Here is an 18,910-nt window from a genome sequence, read left to right as displayed (position 1 = left end):
TTCCGAATTTTGCCGCCGCGGGGCAATTTTCGGCCACACCGGGACCGGTCGCGAAATTTTTTTGCTCGCCCAAAAAGTCCTGGTCGGCGGAGCAACGATTCGCCACAGGCCATGACAGCTAGCGGAGTTGTTGGGGCGGGCAAGGGGCCGCGGTCGGGGATGAGCTTGGTTGCAGCCCCACGGAATTTGCGGCCAGTCGAAATATTCTGCACGGGCATTGGTGCAGCCGTCACGGCATGGATCGATCTACTCCACGAACACCCGCACGCTCGCAGCCCGCCCTGCCGCATCGATCACGGTCAGCGTCGAATAGCCCGCGCCGTCGGGCTGCCAGGTGGCCTCGCGCCGGCGTTCGACGGCGTCCAGCGGCTTGCCGTTGGCGAGCCAGCGGAACGGCGCGCGGCCGCCCTGCAGCTTGAGCACCAGCGGGCTCGTGCCGCCGCTCGTCGCGCCGAGCTCGACCCTGGCGCCGTCGGGCGGGAAGACGATCTGCGGCGCCGGCTCGGTGACGGCGGCGGTGACGACCGTCGGCAGCTGGCCGGCCGAGGAGAAGCGTTCGAGCGTCACCGGCAGGTCGGCACGGGCCAGGCGCAGGGCACCTGCGGGCGCCTGCGGCAGCGGCATCGCCGGCAGGCCCGAACGGGCAAAACCCTCGAACAGGATCGGCGCCGCCGAGACGTAGCCGGACAGGCCGGGCACCGCGCCCGCATCGGCGCGTCCGGCCCATACGCCCAGCACGTAGCGGCCGTCGTAGCCGACCGACCAGGCGTCGCGGTAGCCGTAGGAGGTGCCGGTCTTGTAGGCGATGCTGCGCTTGGCCGCCCCTTCGGGCGCGCGCACGCCGGCAAGGATGTCGGCCACCTGCCAGGCCGCCTGTTCCTCCAGGATCGTGCCGTTGGCGAGCGGTGCGGGCGTGGAAGGCTCGGTGCCGTCACGCAAGACCTTGGCGCGGCCGCCATTGGCGAGCCCGGTATAGAGTTGTACCAGGTCGCGCAGCGAAACGCCGACGCCGCCCAGCCCGATGGCGAGCCCCGGCACCTCGCCCGGCGGCAGCGAAGGCGTCACGCCGGCCTGGCGGAAGCGCGCCGTCAGCCGCTGCGGCCCGACGGCGTCGAGCAGGCGGATGGCCGGCACGTTGAGCGACAGCTGCAGCGCCTGGCGCACCGACACGTCGCCCTGGTAGCTCATGTCGAAATTCTTCGGCCGGTAGCCGGCGAAATCGGCCGGCCGGTCCTCGATCAGCGTTTCCTGCGCCACCAGCCCCTGTTCGAAGGCGAGCCCGTAGATGAAGGGCTTCAGCGTCGAGCCGGGCGAGCGCACCGTCCGGGTCATGTCGATCCAGCCGGATCGGGACGCATCGAGATAGTCGGCCGAGCCGACCTCGCCGAGGATCTCGCCGGTCATGGCGTCGGCCATCACCAGGGCAACCGATATGCGCGGCCCGAGCCGCTGTCCTGCCTCGCGCGCCACGGCCTCCAGCCCGGCCTGCACGCCTTTGCGCAAGGTGAGCCGGTGCCTGGCGATGCCGGGCGCATTGCGCAACGCCAGGTCGGCTGCGTGCGGCGCCATGGCGGGCAGCGCGAGCCGCGTGGTGCCGACGTCCTCGAGTGCGGCGCGCGCCGCCTCGGCCTCGCCGAGCAGCCCCGCCGTCACCATCCGCCCCAGCACCCGGTCGCGCGCCACCTGGGCGTTGTTCGGGTTCCTGTCGGGCCGGCGCCGCTCCGGCAGTTGCGGCAGCGCCACCAGGAGCGCCGCCTCGGACACGGTCAGGCGCTTCGGCTCCTTGCCGAAATAGGCGAGCGCAGCGGCGCGCACGCCTTCCAGGTTGCCGCCATAGGGAGCGAGCGTGAGATAGCGTTCTAGGATTTGCTCTTTCGACAGCCGTCGCTCGATCTGCACGGCGCGGGCAAGCTGCCTGAGCTTGGAGCCGAAGCTGCGTTCGGCGCGCGGCTCGATCAGCCGCGCCAGCTGCATCGACAGCGTCGAACCGCCGGAGACGATCCTGCCGTTGCTGGCGAACTGCCAGGCGGCGCGGCCGAGTGCCAGGAAATCGACGCCCTCATGCTCCCAGAAGCGCTTGTCCTCATAGGCGACCAGCATCTTCACCAGCTGCGGGTCGACGTCGTCGAGGCCGACGCCGAGACGCCAATGCCCGGACGGCGTCGCATAGGCGCGCAACAGCTGGCCTTCGCGGTCGACCACCTCGGCCGAAACGACGAGCTTTTCGGGCAGGGGCGGGGGGAAGGCCCGGTCGAGCACGACAAGGCCGCCGACGGCCAGCACAGCCAGGCCGGTTGTCACGGCACCGGCCAGCAGCAGTCTACGCAACGTCTTTCCGGTCGGGCGCATAGTCGCCCCTCATCTGTTCTGTGCAAGAGGCAAGGTGCTCGCTTGTGGAGTTACCCCCACCCCCGACCCCTCCCCACAAGGGGGAGGGGAATCTTGTGGCAACGTCGTCGCACCCCAACCACCGCTGGACCGCATGGCAGCATCGGTGAAGTTGTCTCCCTCCCCCTTGTGGGGAGGGGTCAGGGGTGGGGGTACAAGGGCGCTCACCTTCGCACTCCGAAGGCGGATCACTCCGCCTTCACCTCCATCATGCCGGTGGCCGTGCGGGCCGAATATTGCGGACGGTACATGTCCTCGACATTCGCCGCCGGGTGGGCATAGACGCCCGGCGTCACCGCGCGGACGACATAGGCCAGCGTGAATTCCTGGTCGGCGCCTTCGCCGCTGTCCATGGCGGCGACGAAGCGGTCGTTGCGGAATTCGAGATGTGCTGCCTCCGTCTGTGTCAGCCACGGGAAGTTCGACAGGTTGGCGCTGTTGACCAGCCCCGGATTGTCGATCTCGAAGCCGGCGGGCAACATGTCGGCGACGACGATGCGCGAGGGCCAGTCGTTGAGCTCGCTGATCTTGAGCACCACGACGAAGCGCTCGTTCTGCTTCACCTCCGTCACGTTGGCCTCGCTGCCGTCGAGCCGGTAGTAGGTGCGCTCGATGGTGAAGCCGTCACCGCCCGCGGGCAGCGGCTGCACCGGCGGCGCCACCGTCGTCACCACCGCCTGCAGCGTATCCTTGCCGGTGTTCGACACCACGATCGGGTTGACCAAAAGGTCCGCCCCGCTGACCCGCTCCGAATAGGCGCCGCTGCGCGCCGTACCGTTGACGTCGAGCGAGATCGCCTCGTTGCCGGCCTTGAGCGCGCGTGCCGCAAGCAGCATCCAGGCATCGTCCTGGGTGCTGGTCCAGTTCGCGGTGATGCGATCGGCCGCCACCATCTTGACCAGCTCCGGCACCACCGAGGGCATCGGCTTGCTCTCGGCGGCCAGCGCCAGCATGGCAGCGCCGTCGCGCAGGCGCGAACCGTAGTCCGAGCGGTACCAGTCGTAGTCGGTCGCGGCCTTGGCAAGCTGCAGCGCGGCTTCGAAGGTCTGCTCGGAGCGCTGGGCGTCGCCATAGAGCGCGAGGCTCGCGCCCAGCTGGGCCACCGCCATCGGGCTGGTGAAGGCCTCGAGCTTGGTGTCGGCAAAGTAGCGCAGGTCGCCCACCGAGGCCTGCTTGTTGCGCGCCAGCACGTAGAGCGCATAGGCGATCTCCGAGCCGCGGTCCTCGACGTCGACGTCGTAGCCGATCGAGTTCTGCAGGTTGTTGAGCGCCTGCATCATCGCCTGCTGCGGCACCTCGAAGCCCTTTTCACGCGCCCTTGTCAGGAAGTCGGAGACATAGGCGTCGAGCCAGAGGTCGCCGGAGCCCGGCCCCCACAGGCCGAAGCTGCCCGCCGAAGCCTGGTAGTTGAGCACGCGGTAGATCGCGCCCTGGATGCGCTCGCGCAGCTCCGGATCGTCGGCCATGCCGTAGTCGCCGCTGAGCTCGCTGAGATAGAGCAGCGGCAAGGCCCGGCTGGTCGTCTGCTCGGCGCAGCCATAGGGATAGCGGTCGAGCGTCATCAAGAGCGACGGCACGTCGAAGGCCGAGGACTGCGACACGCCGATGCTGACATGGGCGTCCTGCAGCAGGCTCGCCGCGAGCAGCTCCCTGTCGATGCGCAGCGCGACGTTGGGCTTGAGGTCGACGACCATGCGCGTGGTCACCGGCAACTGGCCGGGCCGCACGGGGATGGAAAGCTCCTGCTCGACCGTCAGGCCCTCGGCATTGGCGAGGCGGATCGTCAAGCCTGCCGTGCCCGCCGTCACCGGCATCAGCGGGATTTTCACCGTCTGGCGCTTGCCGGGCTCCAGCGCAAGCTTCTGCGTCAGGGCGGCATCGCCGGTAGAAAGATCGCCGGTGGTGTCGACCGACAGCGTGTAGTCGCCTGACGGAGCATCGGTGTTGGCGATGTCTAGCGTCATCTCGGCGAAATCGCCGGGCGCCATGAAGCGCGGCATGCCGGCGGTCAGCACGATCGGGTCGCGCACGATAACGTCGCCCACGGCGCGTCCCACGGCATCCTTGGTCCAGGCCACGCTCATCACGCGCACCGTGCCGTTGAACTGCGGAATGTCGAAGTCGACGGTGGCCTTGCCGTCTGCATCGAGCTCGACGACGCCGGAGAAGAAGGCGACCAGCTTCTCCTTGGGCGGGCTGCCCTGCGAGGTCATGGAGGCGCCGTCGCCGCCGGTGCGCAGCTTGCCCATCGCCCCCAGCGAGCCGTCGATCAGCCGGCCGTAGAGGTCGCGGATCTCGAGCCCCATCATGCGCTGGCCGAAATACCAGTCCTCGGGGTCGGGCGCGCGGTAGTTGGTGAGGTTGAGGATGCCGACGTCGACGGCGGCGACCATCACATAGGCCTTGTCGCCGGCCTTCGCCCCGGTCACGGCGACCGGGATCGACAGCGTCTTGCGCGGCTCGGTCTTCTCGGGAAGCGTGAGTGCCACGCCGAGCTTCTTGTCGGCGGGGTCGACCGCCAGCCATTTCAGGCCGATGGCGCGGGCCGGCATGCGCGATTCCTGCGCCTCGCCGGGCCGGTAGAGCGTGGCCGTCACATAGGCGCCGGCGCCCCAGTCGTCGCCGACCGGGATGTCGATGGTGGCGCCGTCGGCCGGCACGCTGGCGGTGACGGTCCTGATCAGCTTCTCGGCGCCGATGGTGACCAGAAGCTCGCCGGCGAAGCGCGGCGAAACCTTCAGCTTGGCCACCTCGCCGGCGGCATAGGTCTCCTTGTCGAGCGCCACTTCGAGGCCGTCGGGCGTTTCGGTCGAGGTCGCGGCCACGTACCAGCCGGCATCGAACTCGTAGCTCGAGGCCGGTCCGGCCGGGTCGGCGGTTTCAACCTCCAGGCGGTAGCGGCCCCAGTCGACCGGCAGCGAAACGCTCGGCTCGCCGTTGGCGTCGAGGTCCACCTGGCCGGTCGCAATCGACTTGGTGAAGGTCACCGGCTCGTAGTTCCAGGAACTGCCCGAGCGGTACCACTGGTAGTTCCGCTCGACCTTGACCAGCGACCACTGCGCGCCCTTGAGCTCGGCACGCCTGCCGTCGGGCTGTGCCGCGATCAGGCTGAACTTGGCTGTGCCGCCCTGCGGTACCTCCTCGCCGGAGAAGTCGGGGCGGATGCCGATCATCGTGCCTTGCGGCAGGATGCCGATGTCGAGCCGCTCCTCGACGGCGCGGCCGCCGGTCTCGCGCATGCGCAGCGTCAGCGCCGCGTTGACCAGGCGCGTGGTCGAGGGCACCGAGCCGATCTCGACGGGGAAGGTCGCCTTGCCGTCGTCGCCGACCACGGGCAGGCCGGTCAGCGGAATGCGGGTCGCTTCGCCTTCCTGTTCGTCGGCGAGGCCGAAATAGTAGCCCTTGAAGGCGTCCCATTCGCGCTTGGTCGACAGCGTCACCTCGCCCTCGATCGCCAGCCCCGCGGCCGGTGCGCCATAGAGGAAGCGTCCGTCGACGGTGGCGGTGGCGGTCTCGCCCACCGCGACCTCCTTGCGGTCGGCGGTGAGGTCGAACTCGATGCGGTCGGGAACGAAGTCCTCGACCAGGAACATCTGGCTGGCGACCGCCGGCTGCTTGGGATCGGTGTAGATGCCGAGGCTCCAGGTGCCGCGCATGGCGGCGCTGGACAGGGGCAGGTCGACGGCGTGGCCGCCGGCATTGCCGCCCTGGCTGACGATGCGCCGGTCCTCGACGCCGTCGGGACGGGTGAAGATGAAGGTCAGCGGCAGGTCGTTGGCGCGGGCCGCGTCGTCGCGGGCAAGGGCCGCCGCATGCACCGTCTCGCCGACGCGGTAGATGCCGCGCTCGGTCCAGGCATAGACGTCGAGCGCGCCGGGTGCGGCGCGGCCGGTCACGCCGCGGTCGGACAGGTCGAAGCCGGCCCTGGTCATGTCGAGGAAGACGAAGTCGTCGCCCCCGTTGCCCGCCATCAGCACCGCCGGCGCAAGGCCCGAGTCGCCGCGGGTCAGGCCGGGATTGAAGGTGGCGCGGCCCTCGGCGTCGGTCCTGGCGGTGCCGAGGACCTCGTTGTTGCGGGCGAGCAGGGTCACTTCGGTGTCGGCGATGGGCTTTGCGGTCGCCAGCGAGCGGGCGAAGACGTTGAGCCCGTCCTGGCCGGTATAGGTCGAAAGCCCGATGTCGGAGACCACGAACCATTGCGTCGCCTTGGTCGCCCACTCCTCGCTCCTGTCGTCGAGCGGCTGGGCGGTCAGCACATAGACGCCCGGCTTGCGGCTGGGCAGCGCCTCGTCGACGGGGAAGGAGGTCGTCACTTCCTTGTTGAGCTCGTTGGCGATGACCAGCTGGCCCTCCCAGATGGGTTCGCCCATCTGGTCGGAGATGCTCGACAGGTCATAGCTGTCGAGCTGGCGCAGGAACTGGTAGCCGGAGAGCAGCTGCGCCAGCGAGCGGTCGCCGATGCGGTAGAGCTTCATCGCCGCCGCGTCCATGTTGACCGTGACCACCGGGATGCCGCGGCGCGCGGTCGACGGCAGCACGAAGCTGTCGCCGGTGAAGCGGGCCGACTGCGCCCGATCCTGGATGTAGACGCTGAGCACCACCGGCGCCTCCAGCACCTCGCCGATCGCCGCCGGCAGGCCGGGGCGGAAGGTGACGCGATAGTGCTTGCCGTGCTCCAGCCCCTCGACGCAGATCTGCTGGTCCTTGGCCTCGACGGCCTTCGGGGCGGCATCGTCGACGGTCACGAAGGGGGTGTAGTCGACCCCGGCCTTGACCAGCGCCTCGGAGAACTGGGCGCAGACGCGCGGCGAGGTGGTGTCGGCGTCGATCGAGTGGTCGACGACACGGAAGCCCTTGCGGGCCTTGAGGTCTTCGTATTCGGCGCGCACCGAGGCCGAGTTGTCGAGCGCCAGGCTGGCCTCGTAGGCCTGCAGCGCCGGGCGGAACATGTCGCGCTTGTCGAAAGCGCGGGCGATGAGCGTCAGGCTCTCGGCACGCACCTTGGCGGTGCGCGACAGCAGGTAGGCGTTGTAGGCGCTGGCGGTGGCGTCGCGCTGCTGGTTGGCCGTCTCGTTGCCGTCATTGGGCTGGATCAGCAGCACGGCATTGGCCAGCCGGTTCCAGATCGCGGTGTCGTCGGGCAGGATTTTCAGCGCGGCGCGGAACTTCTGGCTGGCCGCGCGGCCGTCGCCGCCCTGGATGGCCGCCTCGCCGGTATCCACCAGGCCCGCCAGGCCTTCGCTGCCGTCGATCTGGCCGCCGGTGACCTCGGCGCGAAACTTGCGGGCTTCCTCCACGAACGCGGCGGGAAAGAACGACAGTTCGGCCGGCGCGCCGATGTCCGGATCGCCGCTCACCGGCACCACCTTGCCGGCGACCGCGCCGCTGAACGGCTTGATGGTCGCGAAGTCGGACTTGAGGAAGCACCATTTGGCCTTGGTGTTGTAGGTGAAGGCGCGGCAGACCGAATCGCCCAGGCAGGAGGTCTGGCACTGGTCGAGCGTCACGTTCTGCTCCGACCTCAGGTCGAAGCCGAAATAGTCGCTGTTGTCGGTGGTCACCACGCGCCGGGCCTCGAGCGCCGCCGCACTGAGCGTCCAGCCGAGCAGGAAAAGAACGAAAACCGGAAAAACACGCGCCGCACGCATCATCAGTCCCTCCGACAGGCTCGTCGCCGTTCAAGTCGCATTCAGGCTAGCCTCCCTACAGGCAATACGGAAGCCTGCATGCGAGTGCTCGCCAAGGTTGTCGCTTGTCTTGGAAGCCATGCATGGTATTGCCCCCACCATGCGGTTGCCCAGATGTACTGCCGAATCCCTATCGCGGGGCTCGACCTTTCGCCCACTGGAATCTCACGCCTCTATTGTGTCTGCTTTACGAATGCACAGAAACTTCATTCCAATTTTAGATTTGAAGGTTACGTTGGCTTGATGTTTGTGCGGCGTAAGCGTGGAATCGATGGTCCTGCCCGCGCCCGCGTGCTTTGGCGCGCGGCGATGGCGGCGCTGTTGTCCACCACGATTCTCGCCGCCGAAGCGCGCCAGGCGTCGGCGCTCGAAATCTTCGGCATCAAGCTTTGGGGATCGAGCAAGGACGAGGACGCCGACATCGTCGATCCGCTCGACTATGCCGTCACCTTCGAGGTCGCCGGCGACGACGACGACCTGCGCGAAGCGCTCGAGAACGTCTCCTTGCTCAAGAGCGAGGAGGAGCGTCCGGTCTCCGGTTCGCTCGGCCTGCTCGCCAAGGCGCGCAGCGACCGCGAACGGCTGATCGCCGCACTCTTCTCCAGGGCGCGCTACGATGGCGTCGTCGAGATTGCGATCGCCGGCAGGCCGCTCGACGAGCTCGAGCCCGACGCCGTGTTCGACGGGCCCCAGCCCGTCCCGGTGACCGTCCGCATCCAGCCCGGATCGCAGTTCACTCTGGGCGACATCGTGCTCAAGGGCGACGCGGCCGGCATCCGCGGCGCCGATTTCGGCCTGATCGCCGGCGGCGACGCCTCGTCCGACGCCATCCTCAAGGCCGAGGCCGAGATCGTGCGGGCGCTGAAGGAGGAAGGCCGGCCGCTGGCGCGCGTCACCGACCGCGCCATCGTCGCCGACCACGCCACCACCACGCTCGACGTCACGCTCGGCGTCGAGGCGGGCCCCATCGCCGGCTACGGCGACACCTCCGTGGAGGGCACCGAAGCCGTCGACCGCGACTTCACCGTCTACATGACCGGGCTGGAGCGCGGCCGCCGCTACTCGCCCAAGGAAATCGACGACGCGCGCGACCGTCTTCTGGCGCTCGACGTCTTCTCCAGCGTCTCGATCAGCGAGGCGGCGGCGCTCGATCCTGCCGGCCAGATCCCCATCGACGTCCGCGTCAGCGAGCGCAAGATGCGCTATTTCGGCGCCGGCGCCACCTTCTCCAACACCGAGGGCGCCGGCATCGAAGGCTACTGGGGCCATCGCAACCTGTTCGGGCGCGCCGAGAAGCTGCGCATCGGCGGCGCCATCAGCCGCATCGGCGACACCACCGAACTCGGCCAGCTCAACTACAATGCCGGCATCATGTTCGAGAAGCCGGGCGTGCTCGGCCCGGCGTCGAAGTTCTTCGCCAACGCCAAGGTGGTGTTCGAGCATCCCGACGCCTACGACCGCTTCTCGGTCAAGGGCGGCGCCGGCGTCTCCTACGAGCTGACCAAGCAGCAGACGGTGTCGGCCGAGGTCGCGGTCGACTATTCCGACATCGAGGACGCGCTCAATCCCGACGGCAAGCGCTACCTCCTGGTCAGCCTGCCGCTGCAATATGTCTACGACAGCCGCGACGACAAGCTGAACCCGACCCGCGGCTTCCGCGCGCTCGCCTATGTCGAGCCCACCTACGACACGCTCAATGGCAAGGCCTTCGTCAAGCTCAAGGGCGAGGGCTCGGCCTATTACGGCCTCGGCGCCGACAACCGCTTCGTGCTCGCCGGCCGCGTCGCCATGGGGTCGATCCTCGGCGCCAGCCTCGAGGATGTGCCTGCCGACCGGCGCTTCTATTCCGGCGGCGGCGGCTCTGTGCGTGGCTACGCCTACCAGGGCATCGGCCCCAAGTCGGGCGACCAGCCCACCGGCGGCCTGTCCTATGCCGAGACCTCGGTGGAGATGCGTTATGCCGTCAACGACAAGTTCGGCATCGTGCCCTTCATCGACGCCGGCACGGTTTCGACCAGCCAGTTCCCGAATTTCTCGGCCATGAAGGTCGGCGCCGGAATCGGCGTGCGCTACCTCACGCCGTTCGGCCCGCTGCGCGTCGACGTCGCGGTTCCGCTCAACCCCGGCCCCGGCGATCCGAGCTACGGCATCTATGCCGGCGTCGGCCAGTCGTTCTAGGCTCGCTCAATGGCCATGCTGAAGATCATCCTGCGCTTCCTCCGCATCGCCGTCCTCGTCGTGCTGGCCTTGGCCATCGGCGCGGCGGCGGTCCTCACGCTCACCGCCAAGGGACGTGAAAACCTCGCCGGGCTGATCTCCAGCGTCGCCTCCAGCGACGACCAGAAGATCAAGCTGAGCGGACTGAGCGGCATCTGGTCGGGCAATCTCCGCCTCGACAACGTCGTGATCGAGGACAAGGAGGGCGCATGGCTCGCCCTGCGCAGGGTTTCGGTCGACTGGTCGCCGCTGGCGCTGCTGTCGTTCACCTTCCGCGCCGACCGGATCGCGGCGGAGCGGATCGAGGCCGCGCGCCTGCCCAGGCCGGGCACGCAGCAGGCGAAGAGCGAAAGCGGCGGCTTCGCCCTGCCGGTGGCGCTCGACATCAGGCAGGTCGACCTGCCCGAGATCGCGCTCGGCGAGGAGCTTGCCGGCGTGGGCATCGCCGAGCTTTCGGCCAAGGGCATGTTGCGCGCCGGCGGTTCGCCGCTCGCGGTCGAGACCAGGCTCAATGTCGCGCGCAGCGACGGCAGGCAGGGCAGCGTCGATGCCGACATCGCGTTTGCGCCCGAGGAGAACCGGCTGACGCTGAACGTCCGCGCCGCCGAGCCGGCCGGCGGCATCATCGCCAACATCCTCAAGCTGCCCAACCAGCCGGCGGTCGAACTGGTCGTCGCGGGCGAGGGGCCCCTGGCCGACTGGAGCGGCAACGGCACGTTCGCCGTCGACGGCAACGTCGTCACCCGCGTCTCCGGCACGCACCGGCTCACCGACCAGGGCAACGTCGTCACCGCCATCGGCGACGGCGCCTTCGAGGATTTCCTGCCCGCGGCCCTCAAGTCGCTGCTTGCCGGCAGCACCAGCTTCGACATCGCCGGCACCCGCACCGCCACCGGCGGCCTCGACATCGAGCGTGCCACCATCGCCAGCGGCGCGCTGACCGCCACCGCCACCGGCTCGCTCGATCCGCAAGGTGCTGCCGACCTCGCGCTCGACGTCAAGGCCAATGACGGGCCGATCGTGCTCAGCCTCGGCAGCGACGCCCAGCCGGTCACCGTCGCCATCAACGCGGCCAGCCTGCGCGCGCTCGGCGACGGCAAGGCGCCGGCCGTCGATTTCAGCGCCTCGCTGCTTTCGGTCATCGCCGGCAACACCGAGCTGCGCGACATCGCCGCCTCGGCCCAGTCCGACGGCTTCGACATCGCCGACCGCAGCGGCCCGGTATCGATCAAGCTCGGCGTGGCCGAACTCAAGACCGACATCGCCACGCTGGCGCCGCTCGTCGCCGGCCGCGTCTCGGTCGACATGGCCGGTTCCATCAACAAGGACGCGGTGGTCGTCGACCGCGGTACAGTCCGCAGCGACGCGCTCAACGGCGAGATGAATGCCCGCCTGGCGCTGGCCGACCTGGCGCTGACGCTGGGCCTGAATGCCGACGTCGCTTCGAACGCGCTGCCCGCCGGCGTCCGCATCGCACTTGCCGAGCGGGTGCAGCTGTCGGCCACCGCGAGCCGCGACGCCGAAGGCAGCTTCGCCGCCAATGCCATCGAGCTGACTTCCGGCGCGCTCAAGGCCCAGGGCACCGCACGGATGAAGGGCAGCGAGATCGACGCCGATCTCAAGGGCGCCTTCGCCGACGTCTCGCTGCTGTCGAAGGACGCCAAGGGCGCCATCGATTTCGCCGTCACCGCCAAGGGCGCGCGCACCGCGCCCGACGTGTCGCTGACCGTCACCAGCGACCGCATCGAGGCGGCCGCGCGCGAGATCACCGGACTCAACCTGACCGCCACCGGCAAGGTCGACCCGGCCAATCCCGCCGCCAATGTCGCGCTTTCGGGCGACGTCGCCGGCCAGAGGCTCCAGGGCAGCGCCGTGCTCGCCACCGCCGACGGTTCGAGCCAGATAAAGGGCCTGTCGCTGTCGCTCGGCCAGAACAGGCTGTCGGGCGACCTCGTGCTCGACAAGGGCTTCGTGCCGATCGGCAGCATCGACATCGACATGCCCGACATCGGCCCTCTGGCCGCACTCGCCCTGGAGAAGGCCGAGGGCGATATCCGCGGCAGGATCGACTTCACCCGCAGCGGCGACGTCCCGCAGGTCAAGGTCGCGCTGGATACGGCGCAGCTCAGGCGCGGCGACCTCGCCGCCAACTCGGTCGCCGTCAGCGCCGATGTGCTGAATTACCTCGAGGCGCCCGCCATCTCGGGAAGGGTCAAGGCCAAGTCGGTCACCTCGGGCAAGACCGTCATTTCCGGCATCGGCGTCGATCTCAAGCGCGACGGCGAGTGGACCGGCTTCTCCGGCGGCGCGACCGTCGCCGACATTCCGGCCAAGGCCGTAGGCCGCCTCAAGGTCGGCGGCGGCACGACCACCATCGAGCTTGCCTCGGGCGAGGCGATCGTGCGCGGCATCCGCGCCGCCATCGCCCGGCCGACCACCGTGGCGATCGCCGGCGGCACGACGACGCTCGACCGCCTGGCCCTCAACCTCGGCGGCGGCACGGCAACCGTCTCCGGCACCGCCGGTTCCGCGCTCAACCTCAACGTCGCGCTTGCCAACGTGCCCGCGTCGCTGGCCAACTCGTTCGCGCCGGGCCTCGATGCCGCCGGCTCGATCTCCGGCACGGTCAAGGTTTCCGGTGCCGCGTCCAACCCGACCGTCGGCTACGACCTCAAGGTCGCGGACGCGGCCACCTCCCAGACCCGCGGCGCCGGTTTCGGCGCCATGAACATCGGTTCGACCGGAACCTTCGCCGGCGGCAAGCTCGCCTTCCAGTCGACCATCGGCGACGGCTCGGGCCTGGCGCTGAAGGGCGGGGGCACGGTCGTCACCAACAAGCCCGTCGCGCTCGACCTGAATTTCTCGGGACCCGTGCCGTTTGCCTTCCTCACCGGCACGCTCGCGGCGCAGGGCATGGCGCTGACCGGCACGGCCGACGTCAACGTGCAGGTGCGCGGGCCGGCCACGTCGCCCGTCATCGGCGGCAGCGTCCGCTCCACCGGCGCGCGCCTGGTCGCGGCGCAGATGGGGCTCGCCATCAACGACATCGCCCTCGACATCGGCATCGCCTCCGGCGTGGCCACCATCAACCGGCTCACCGGCTCGCTGTCGACCGGCGGCTCGCTGTCGGCCAGCGGCACGGTGGGCATCGATGCGGCGAAGGGGCTGCCGGCCGACATCTCCGTCAAGCTGACCGACGGCCGCTACACCGACGGCCGCGTCGTCACCGCCAATCTCGGCGGCGACATCGCCGTCAAGGGACCGCTGGCCTCGGCGCCGGTGCTGAGCGGGACGATCAACCTCGCGCGCACGGTCATCAGCATCCCCGAGAAGATTCCCGGTTCGCTGACCGCCGTCGACGTCAAGCACAAGAACGCCCCCAAGGCCGTCGTCGCCCAGCAGGAGGCGATGCGCCCGCCGGCCAAGGCGAGCGGCGGCAGCGGCGCGCTCACCCTCGACGTCACGGTCAATGCGCCCAATCAGATCTTCGTGCAGGGCCGCGGCCTCGACGCCGAACTCGGCGGCTCGCTGCGCCTGACCGGATCGTCGGCCTCGCCTCAGGCGGTGGGCAAGTTCGATCTCAGGCGGGGCCGCTTGTCGATCCTAGGCAAGCGCCTCAACTTCACCCGCGGCTCCGTCGGCTTCGCCGGCTCGCTGGTGCCCACCATCGACTTTGCCGCCGAAACGACGGCCACCGACGCCACGGTGACGGTCGGCATCAGCGGCCAGGCCAACAATCCGAAGTTCACCTTCTCGTCGGTGCCGGCACTGCCCGAGGACGAGGTTCTGGCGCGGCTGATCTTCGGCCGGTCGATGTCGAACCTGTCGCCGCTGCAGATCGCCCAGCTCGCCGACGCTGCCGCGACCATGGCCGGCATCGGCGGCTCCACCTCGCTGCTCTCCAGCCTGCGTGCCACGCTCGGCGTCGACGATCTCGACGTCAGGACCAACGAGAAGGGCGACACCTCGGTGGCTGTGGGCAAGTATCTCAACGACCGGACCTACATGACCATCGAGAAGGGCGACAAGCCCGGCTCGGGCAAGGCCACCATCGACCTGACCATCGGCCGCGGAGTCAAGCTGCGCGGCCAGGCGTCGGATGACGGCGAGGCCAAGGGCGGCATCTTCTACGAGCGCGAGTACTGATCCTTCCGGGGTCGGAAAACCGGCTTGTCAGAGGAATTCTTACACTCTGCTGACATCATCCTACGCCGACCACAGCCCTGTCGCGGAAGGTGGTCTCGTTGCCATATGTGACATCGGTGAAGTTTCCCTGGAATCCGGCGCGCATTACCATTTTTGCGCCAATCCTGTCGTTATCGCGCGAACTGCTCCACTCCCAAAATTGCAAAGTTGATCCGGGAACAACGACATCCACACGTTTTTGACAACGGCAGTTGGATGCGGAATGGTAGCCAACAGGCCAATACAATGGGAGAAGCAAATGGCATTCTACAAAAGCAACTCTGATCTTGTCCCCGGCCACATCCGTGAGCTGGCGCGGGACGTCATCGACGGCAAGATGGACCGCCGCGAGTTTCTCGCGATGGCAACGACCTTCGGCGCCTCGGCCGCCATGGCCTATGGCATGATCGGCCTTGCCGCGCCGACCGAGGCGCGGGCTCAGGAAGCCAAGAAGGGCGGCATCCTCAAGGTCGCGCAGTGGATCAAGGATCCCAAGGACCCGCGCAAGGCCGACTGGTCCGAGATCGCCAATGCCGAGCGCCAGGCGCTCGAGCCGCTGGTCAAGTACACCGCCAAATACACCTTCGAGCCCTACCTGCTCGAAAGCTGGGAAGTGAACGACGACGCCACCGAATACCTCCTGCACGTGCGCCCGGGCGTGACCTGGAACAACGGCGACCCGTTCACCGCCGACGACGTGATCTTCAATTTCACCCGCTGGGCTGACAAGAGCGCCGAGGGCAACTCGATGCCCGGCCGCCTGGGCACGCTGTTCGACGACAAGACCGGCAAGCTGCGTGAAGGCGCGGTCGAAAAGGTCGATGACAAGACGGTCAAGCTCAAGCTGACCAAGTCCGACATCTCGATCATCCCGAACCTGTGCGACTATCCCGGCCTGGTGGTGCACAAGACGTTCGACGAGAAGGGCGGCGACTTCAAGTCGTGCCCGATCGGCACCGGCCCGTTCGAACTCGTCTCCTACGACGTCGGCCAGAAGGTGGTCTACAAGCGCCGCGAGGACAACAAGTGGTGGAACGGCGAGGTCTATCTCGACGGCATCGAGATGATCGACTACGGCACCGACCCGGCCGCCATGGTCAGCGCCTTCGAGTCCGGCGAGGTCCACACAAACTTCGAAACCTCGGCCGACTACGTCAAGATCCTCGACGATCTCGGCCTGGTGAAGTCGGAGGTCGTGACCGCGGCGACGATCGTGGCGCGCACCAACGTCGCCAACAAGCCCTATGACGACCAGAAGGTGCGCCAGGCGCTGCACAAGGCGGTCGACAATTCGGTCGTTCTGCAGCTCGGCTATGGCAATGCCGGCGAGGCGGCGGAGAACCACCACGTCGCCCGCATCCATCCGGAATACTTCGAGCTGCCCAAGCAGGTCCGCGACATGGCTGCGGCCAAGAAGATGATGGAAGAGGCCGGCCAGGCCGACTTCGAGCACGAACTCATCACCGTCGACGAGGACTGGCACAAGAACACCGGCGACGCCATCGCCGCCCAGCTGCGCGAGGCCGGCATCAAGGTCAAGCGCACGGTGCTGCCGGGCTCGACCTTCTGGAACGACTGGACCAAGTACCCGTTCTCGATGACCAACTGGAACATGCGCCCGCTCGGCGTGCAGGTTCTGGCGCTCGCCTACCGCACCGGCGAGGCCTGGAACGAGACTGCCTGGTCCAACCCGGACTGGGACGCCAAGCTCAACGCGGCGCTCGCGGTGGCCGACGCCGACAAGCGCCGCGAGATGATGAAGGACATCGAGCAGATCCTGCAGGATTCCGGCATCATCATCCAGCCGTTCTGGCGCAAGCTCTACAACCACTCGGTGGCGGCGGTGAAGAACCACGGCATGCACCCGACCTTCGAGGCCGACTACGGCAAGGTCTGGCTCGAGGAGGCATGACCTCAGGCCACGAGCCGGGGAGGGGTGCCCGCCACCCCTCCCTCCCATCGCGAGCGGGCTGACCGCACCGGACCCCAAACCCGCAAAGGCAGGGGACGTACATGCTATCTTTCATCATGCGCCGGCTGGGCACCATGGCACTCACCATGGTGTGCCTGACGCTCGTTGTGTTCTTCCTCATCAATCTCGAGCCCAACCTCAAGAAGCTCGCGATCAGCCAGACCGAGATGCGCACCACCGCCGACCAGCTCGAAAGCTGGCTGCAGCGCAACGGCTACCGCCAGAACTTCTTCGTCCGCTACGGCCAGTGGCTCGGCGTCGTCCAGAAGCAGCCCAACATCGACCCGGCCACCGGCCAGGCCGTGCCGCGCTTCCGCTTCTGCAACGAGCCGGCGGAGCCTACCTATTCCGGCATCCTGCAGGGCGATTTCGGCTGCTCGACCAAGTTCAAGACCCCGGTCGCGACAAAGCTCTTCCCGGCACTCGGCTCCACCGGCATCCTGATGTTCTGGGTGCTGGCGACGATGGTGCCGATCGCCCTGCTCATCGGCATCCTCGCCGGCATGCGCGAGGGCTCGCGCACCGACCGCACGCTGTCGGTCGCCTCGATCGCCACGACGGCGACGCCCGAATATGTCTCGGGCGTCATCTTCACCGTCGTCTTCGCGTCGTGGCTGGGCTGGCTCAACGGCTCGGCGGCCTCCGCCAGCCAGGGCATCACCTTCTACAACTTCACCCTGCCGGTGATGACGCTCGCCATCTACGGCATCGGCTACATCGCCCGCATGACGCGCGCCTCGATGGTCGAGGTGATGACGCAGCAATATATCCGCACGGCGCGCCTCAAGGGCCTCGGCTTCGGCGCGGTGGTGGTCAGGCACGCGCTGCGCAACGCGCTGATCGCGCCGTTCACCGTCATCATGCTGCAGTTCCCGTGGCTGCTCACCGGCGTCGTCATCGTCGAGGTGATGTTCCGCTACCAGGGCTTCGGCTACACGCTGGTCGAAGCCGCCGGCAACAACGACATCGACCTCCTGCTCGGCTGTTCGCTGGTGTCGGTGTTCATCGTGCTGATCACCCAGCTGATCTCCGACATAGGCTATGCCTATCTCAATCCACGCATCCGGGTTCAGTAGGGAGCGCGCTTGATGCAGATCGAATATATCGGCGGCTTCCAGGTCTTCCTCGGCGTGCTGGCGCGGTTCTGGCCGGTGTGGGCGGCACTCGCCATCGTGCTCGTCGCCAGCTTCAACTTCCGCAAGCATCTCGGGCTCTACGGCCAGCTCTACGATTCCGGCGTCGGCATCGCCGGCGTGTTCATCTGCCTGTTCTGGCTGTTCACGGCGATCTTCGCGACCAGGATCGCGCCCTTCGATCCGCTCAGCCAGATCCCGGTCATGAAGGATGCGCTGCCCGGCGCGATCGAGCCGACGTCGAAGCAGATCTATCTCTTCGGCGGCGACAAGCTCGCCCGCGACGTGTTCTCGCGCATGGTGTTCGGCAGCCAGATCGTGCTGATCATAGCGCCCGCGGCAACCGCCTTCGCGCTGATGGTCGGCATCACGCTCGGCCTGCCTGCGGGCTACTATGGCGGGCGGATCGATGCGTTCCTGTCGTTCCTGGCCAACCTCGTGCTGGCCTTCCCGGTCATCCTTCTGTTCTACCTCCTGGTCACGCCCGGCATCATGGACACGCCGATCCCCTATGCCATGGCGGGCGTCTTCTTCCTGTTCCCGATCATCTTCTTCGTCACGCTGTTCTACACCCGCTTCAAGGCGCGGCCGGAGCGGCTCTATCTCCTGGTTGGTCTCACGCTCGTGCTCGGCGGCTGGGTCTATGCCGGCCTGGTCTTCGACGCCGACCCGCTCGGCATCGTCTCGATCGACCCCAACCAGCTCAACATCTTCGTCGCCGTCGTCTTCGCCTCCAGCCCCGGCGTATTCCGCATCGTCCGCGGGCTGACCATGGACATCAAGACGCGCGACTACGTCGCCGCCGCACAGACCCGCGGCGAGAGCCCGTGGTACATCATGCTGTGGGAGATCCTGCCCAACGCGCGCGGCCCGCTGATCGTCGATGCCTGCCTGCGCATCGGCTACACCACCATCCTGCTCGGCACGCTCGGCTATTTCGGCCTTGGCCTCGCGCCCGAAAGCCCCGACTGGGGCACGGCGATCAAGGATGCCAGCCGCCTGCTGCGCTCCTTCATCCACCCGGCGCTGCCGCCGACGATCGCGCTGATGTCCTTCGTGCTCGGCCTCAACCTTCTGGCCGACGCGCTGCGCGAACAATCGATGAAGGATTGAGGCGCTATGGACACGGCACGTCGTTCCTCAGCACCCCCCTCTGTCCTGCCGGACATCTCCCCCGCAAGGGGGGAGATCACGCCGTCATGGCGACCTTCGCCAATCTCAGGCGTCGCAGGATGGGCGAGATCCAGGCAACTGCCGATCTCCCCCCTTGTGGGGGAGATGTCCGGCAGGACAGAGGGGGGTGGGAAGGATCGCGACCTCGCCGTCTT

Annotated in this window: 7 protein-coding genes and 1 pseudogene; 6 read left to right on the top strand and 2 right to left on the bottom strand. The window is 68.0% G+C overall.

Going from position 1 to position 18,910, the window contains the following annotated elements:
• Window positions 1-246 precede the first annotated feature (246 nt).
• Together pbpC and J2X50_RS02895 are read right to left on the bottom strand one after the other, a co-directional pair.
• Window positions 247-2,349, bottom strand: a complete 2,103-nt coding sequence (gene pbpC, locus J2X50_RS02900; RefSeq protein ID WP_429091280.1) for a penicillin-binding protein 1C — start codon at window positions 2,347-2,349, stop codon at window positions 247-249.
• Between the two features lie 227 nt (window positions 2,350-2,576).
• On the bottom strand, window positions 2,577-8,036 hold the full coding sequence (locus J2X50_RS02895) for an MG2 domain-containing protein (protein ID WP_429091839.1): 5,460 nt from the start codon (window positions 8,034-8,036) through the stop codon (window positions 2,577-2,579).
• 282 nt (window positions 8,037-8,318) lie between these two features.
• Between J2X50_RS02895 and J2X50_RS02890 the strand changes: the two genes are divergently transcribed.
• From J2X50_RS02890 to J2X50_RS02865, 6 genes and pseudogenes are all read left to right on the top strand, one after another.
• Window positions 8,319-10,253 carry an autotransporter assembly complex protein TamA gene (locus J2X50_RS02890; RefSeq protein WP_429091278.1) on the top strand — a complete coding sequence of 645 codons (1,935 nt, stop codon included), beginning with the start codon at window positions 8,319-8,321 and terminating at the stop codon, window positions 10,251-10,253.
• Between the two features lie 9 nt (window positions 10,254-10,262).
• Window positions 10,263-14,438 carry a translocation/assembly module TamB domain-containing protein gene (locus tag J2X50_RS02885; protein WP_429091276.1) on the top strand — a complete coding sequence of 1,392 codons (4,176 nt, stop codon included), beginning with the start codon at window positions 10,263-10,265 and terminating at the stop codon, window positions 14,436-14,438.
• Window positions 14,439-14,736: 298 nt separating this feature from the next.
• Window positions 14,737-16,389, top strand: coding sequence for an ABC transporter substrate-binding protein (locus tag J2X50_RS02880; protein ID WP_429091274.1), 1,653 nt, complete (start codon window positions 14,737-14,739; stop codon window positions 16,387-16,389).
• Between the two features lie 101 nt (window positions 16,390-16,490).
• A complete protein-coding gene (locus J2X50_RS02875) occupies window positions 16,491-17,525 on the top strand; it encodes an ABC transporter permease (protein WP_429091272.1) in 1,035 nt (344 codons plus the stop codon).
• 12 nt (window positions 17,526-17,537) lie between these two features.
• The gene (locus tag J2X50_RS02870; RefSeq protein ID WP_429091271.1) at window positions 17,538-18,695 is read left to right on the top strand and encodes an ABC transporter permease; all 1,158 of its coding nucleotides are present in this window, start codon (window positions 17,538-17,540) and stop codon (window positions 18,693-18,695) included.
• Between the two features lie 45 nt (window positions 18,696-18,740).
• Window positions 18,741-18,893: pseudogene (locus J2X50_RS02865) on the top strand (ABC transporter ATP-binding protein); the annotation flags it as partial.
• Window positions 18,894-18,910 lie beyond the last annotated feature (17 nt).

The sequence above is a fragment of the Aminobacter sp. BE322 genome (genome assembly GCF_050433525.1).
Classification (GTDB): Bacteria; Pseudomonadota; Alphaproteobacteria; order Rhizobiales; family Rhizobiaceae; genus Aminobacter.
Note: the sequence above shows the minus strand (reverse complement) of the source record. Positions and strands in the feature narration are given on the sequence as shown.

Coding starts and splice junctions, on each gene's coding strand:
- pbpC (WP_429091280.1), bottom strand. CDS start 2,349: ATGCGCCCGACCGGAAAGACGTTGCGTAGACTGCTGCTGGCCGGTGCC.
- J2X50_RS02895 (WP_429091839.1), bottom strand. CDS start 8,036: ATGCGTGCGGCGCGTGTTTTTCCGGTTTTCGTTCTTTTCCTGCTCGGC.
- J2X50_RS02890 (WP_429091278.1), top strand. CDS start 8,319: ATGTTTGTGCGGCGTAAGCGTGGAATCGATGGTCCTGCCCGCGCCCGC.
- J2X50_RS02885 (WP_429091276.1), top strand. CDS start 10,263: ATGGCCATGCTGAAGATCATCCTGCGCTTCCTCCGCATCGCCGTCCTC.
- J2X50_RS02880 (WP_429091274.1), top strand. CDS start 14,737: ATGGCATTCTACAAAAGCAACTCTGATCTTGTCCCCGGCCACATCCGT.
- J2X50_RS02875 (WP_429091272.1), top strand. CDS start 16,491: ATGCTATCTTTCATCATGCGCCGGCTGGGCACCATGGCACTCACCATG.
- J2X50_RS02870 (WP_429091271.1), top strand. CDS start 17,538: ATGCAGATCGAATATATCGGCGGCTTCCAGGTCTTCCTCGGCGTGCTG.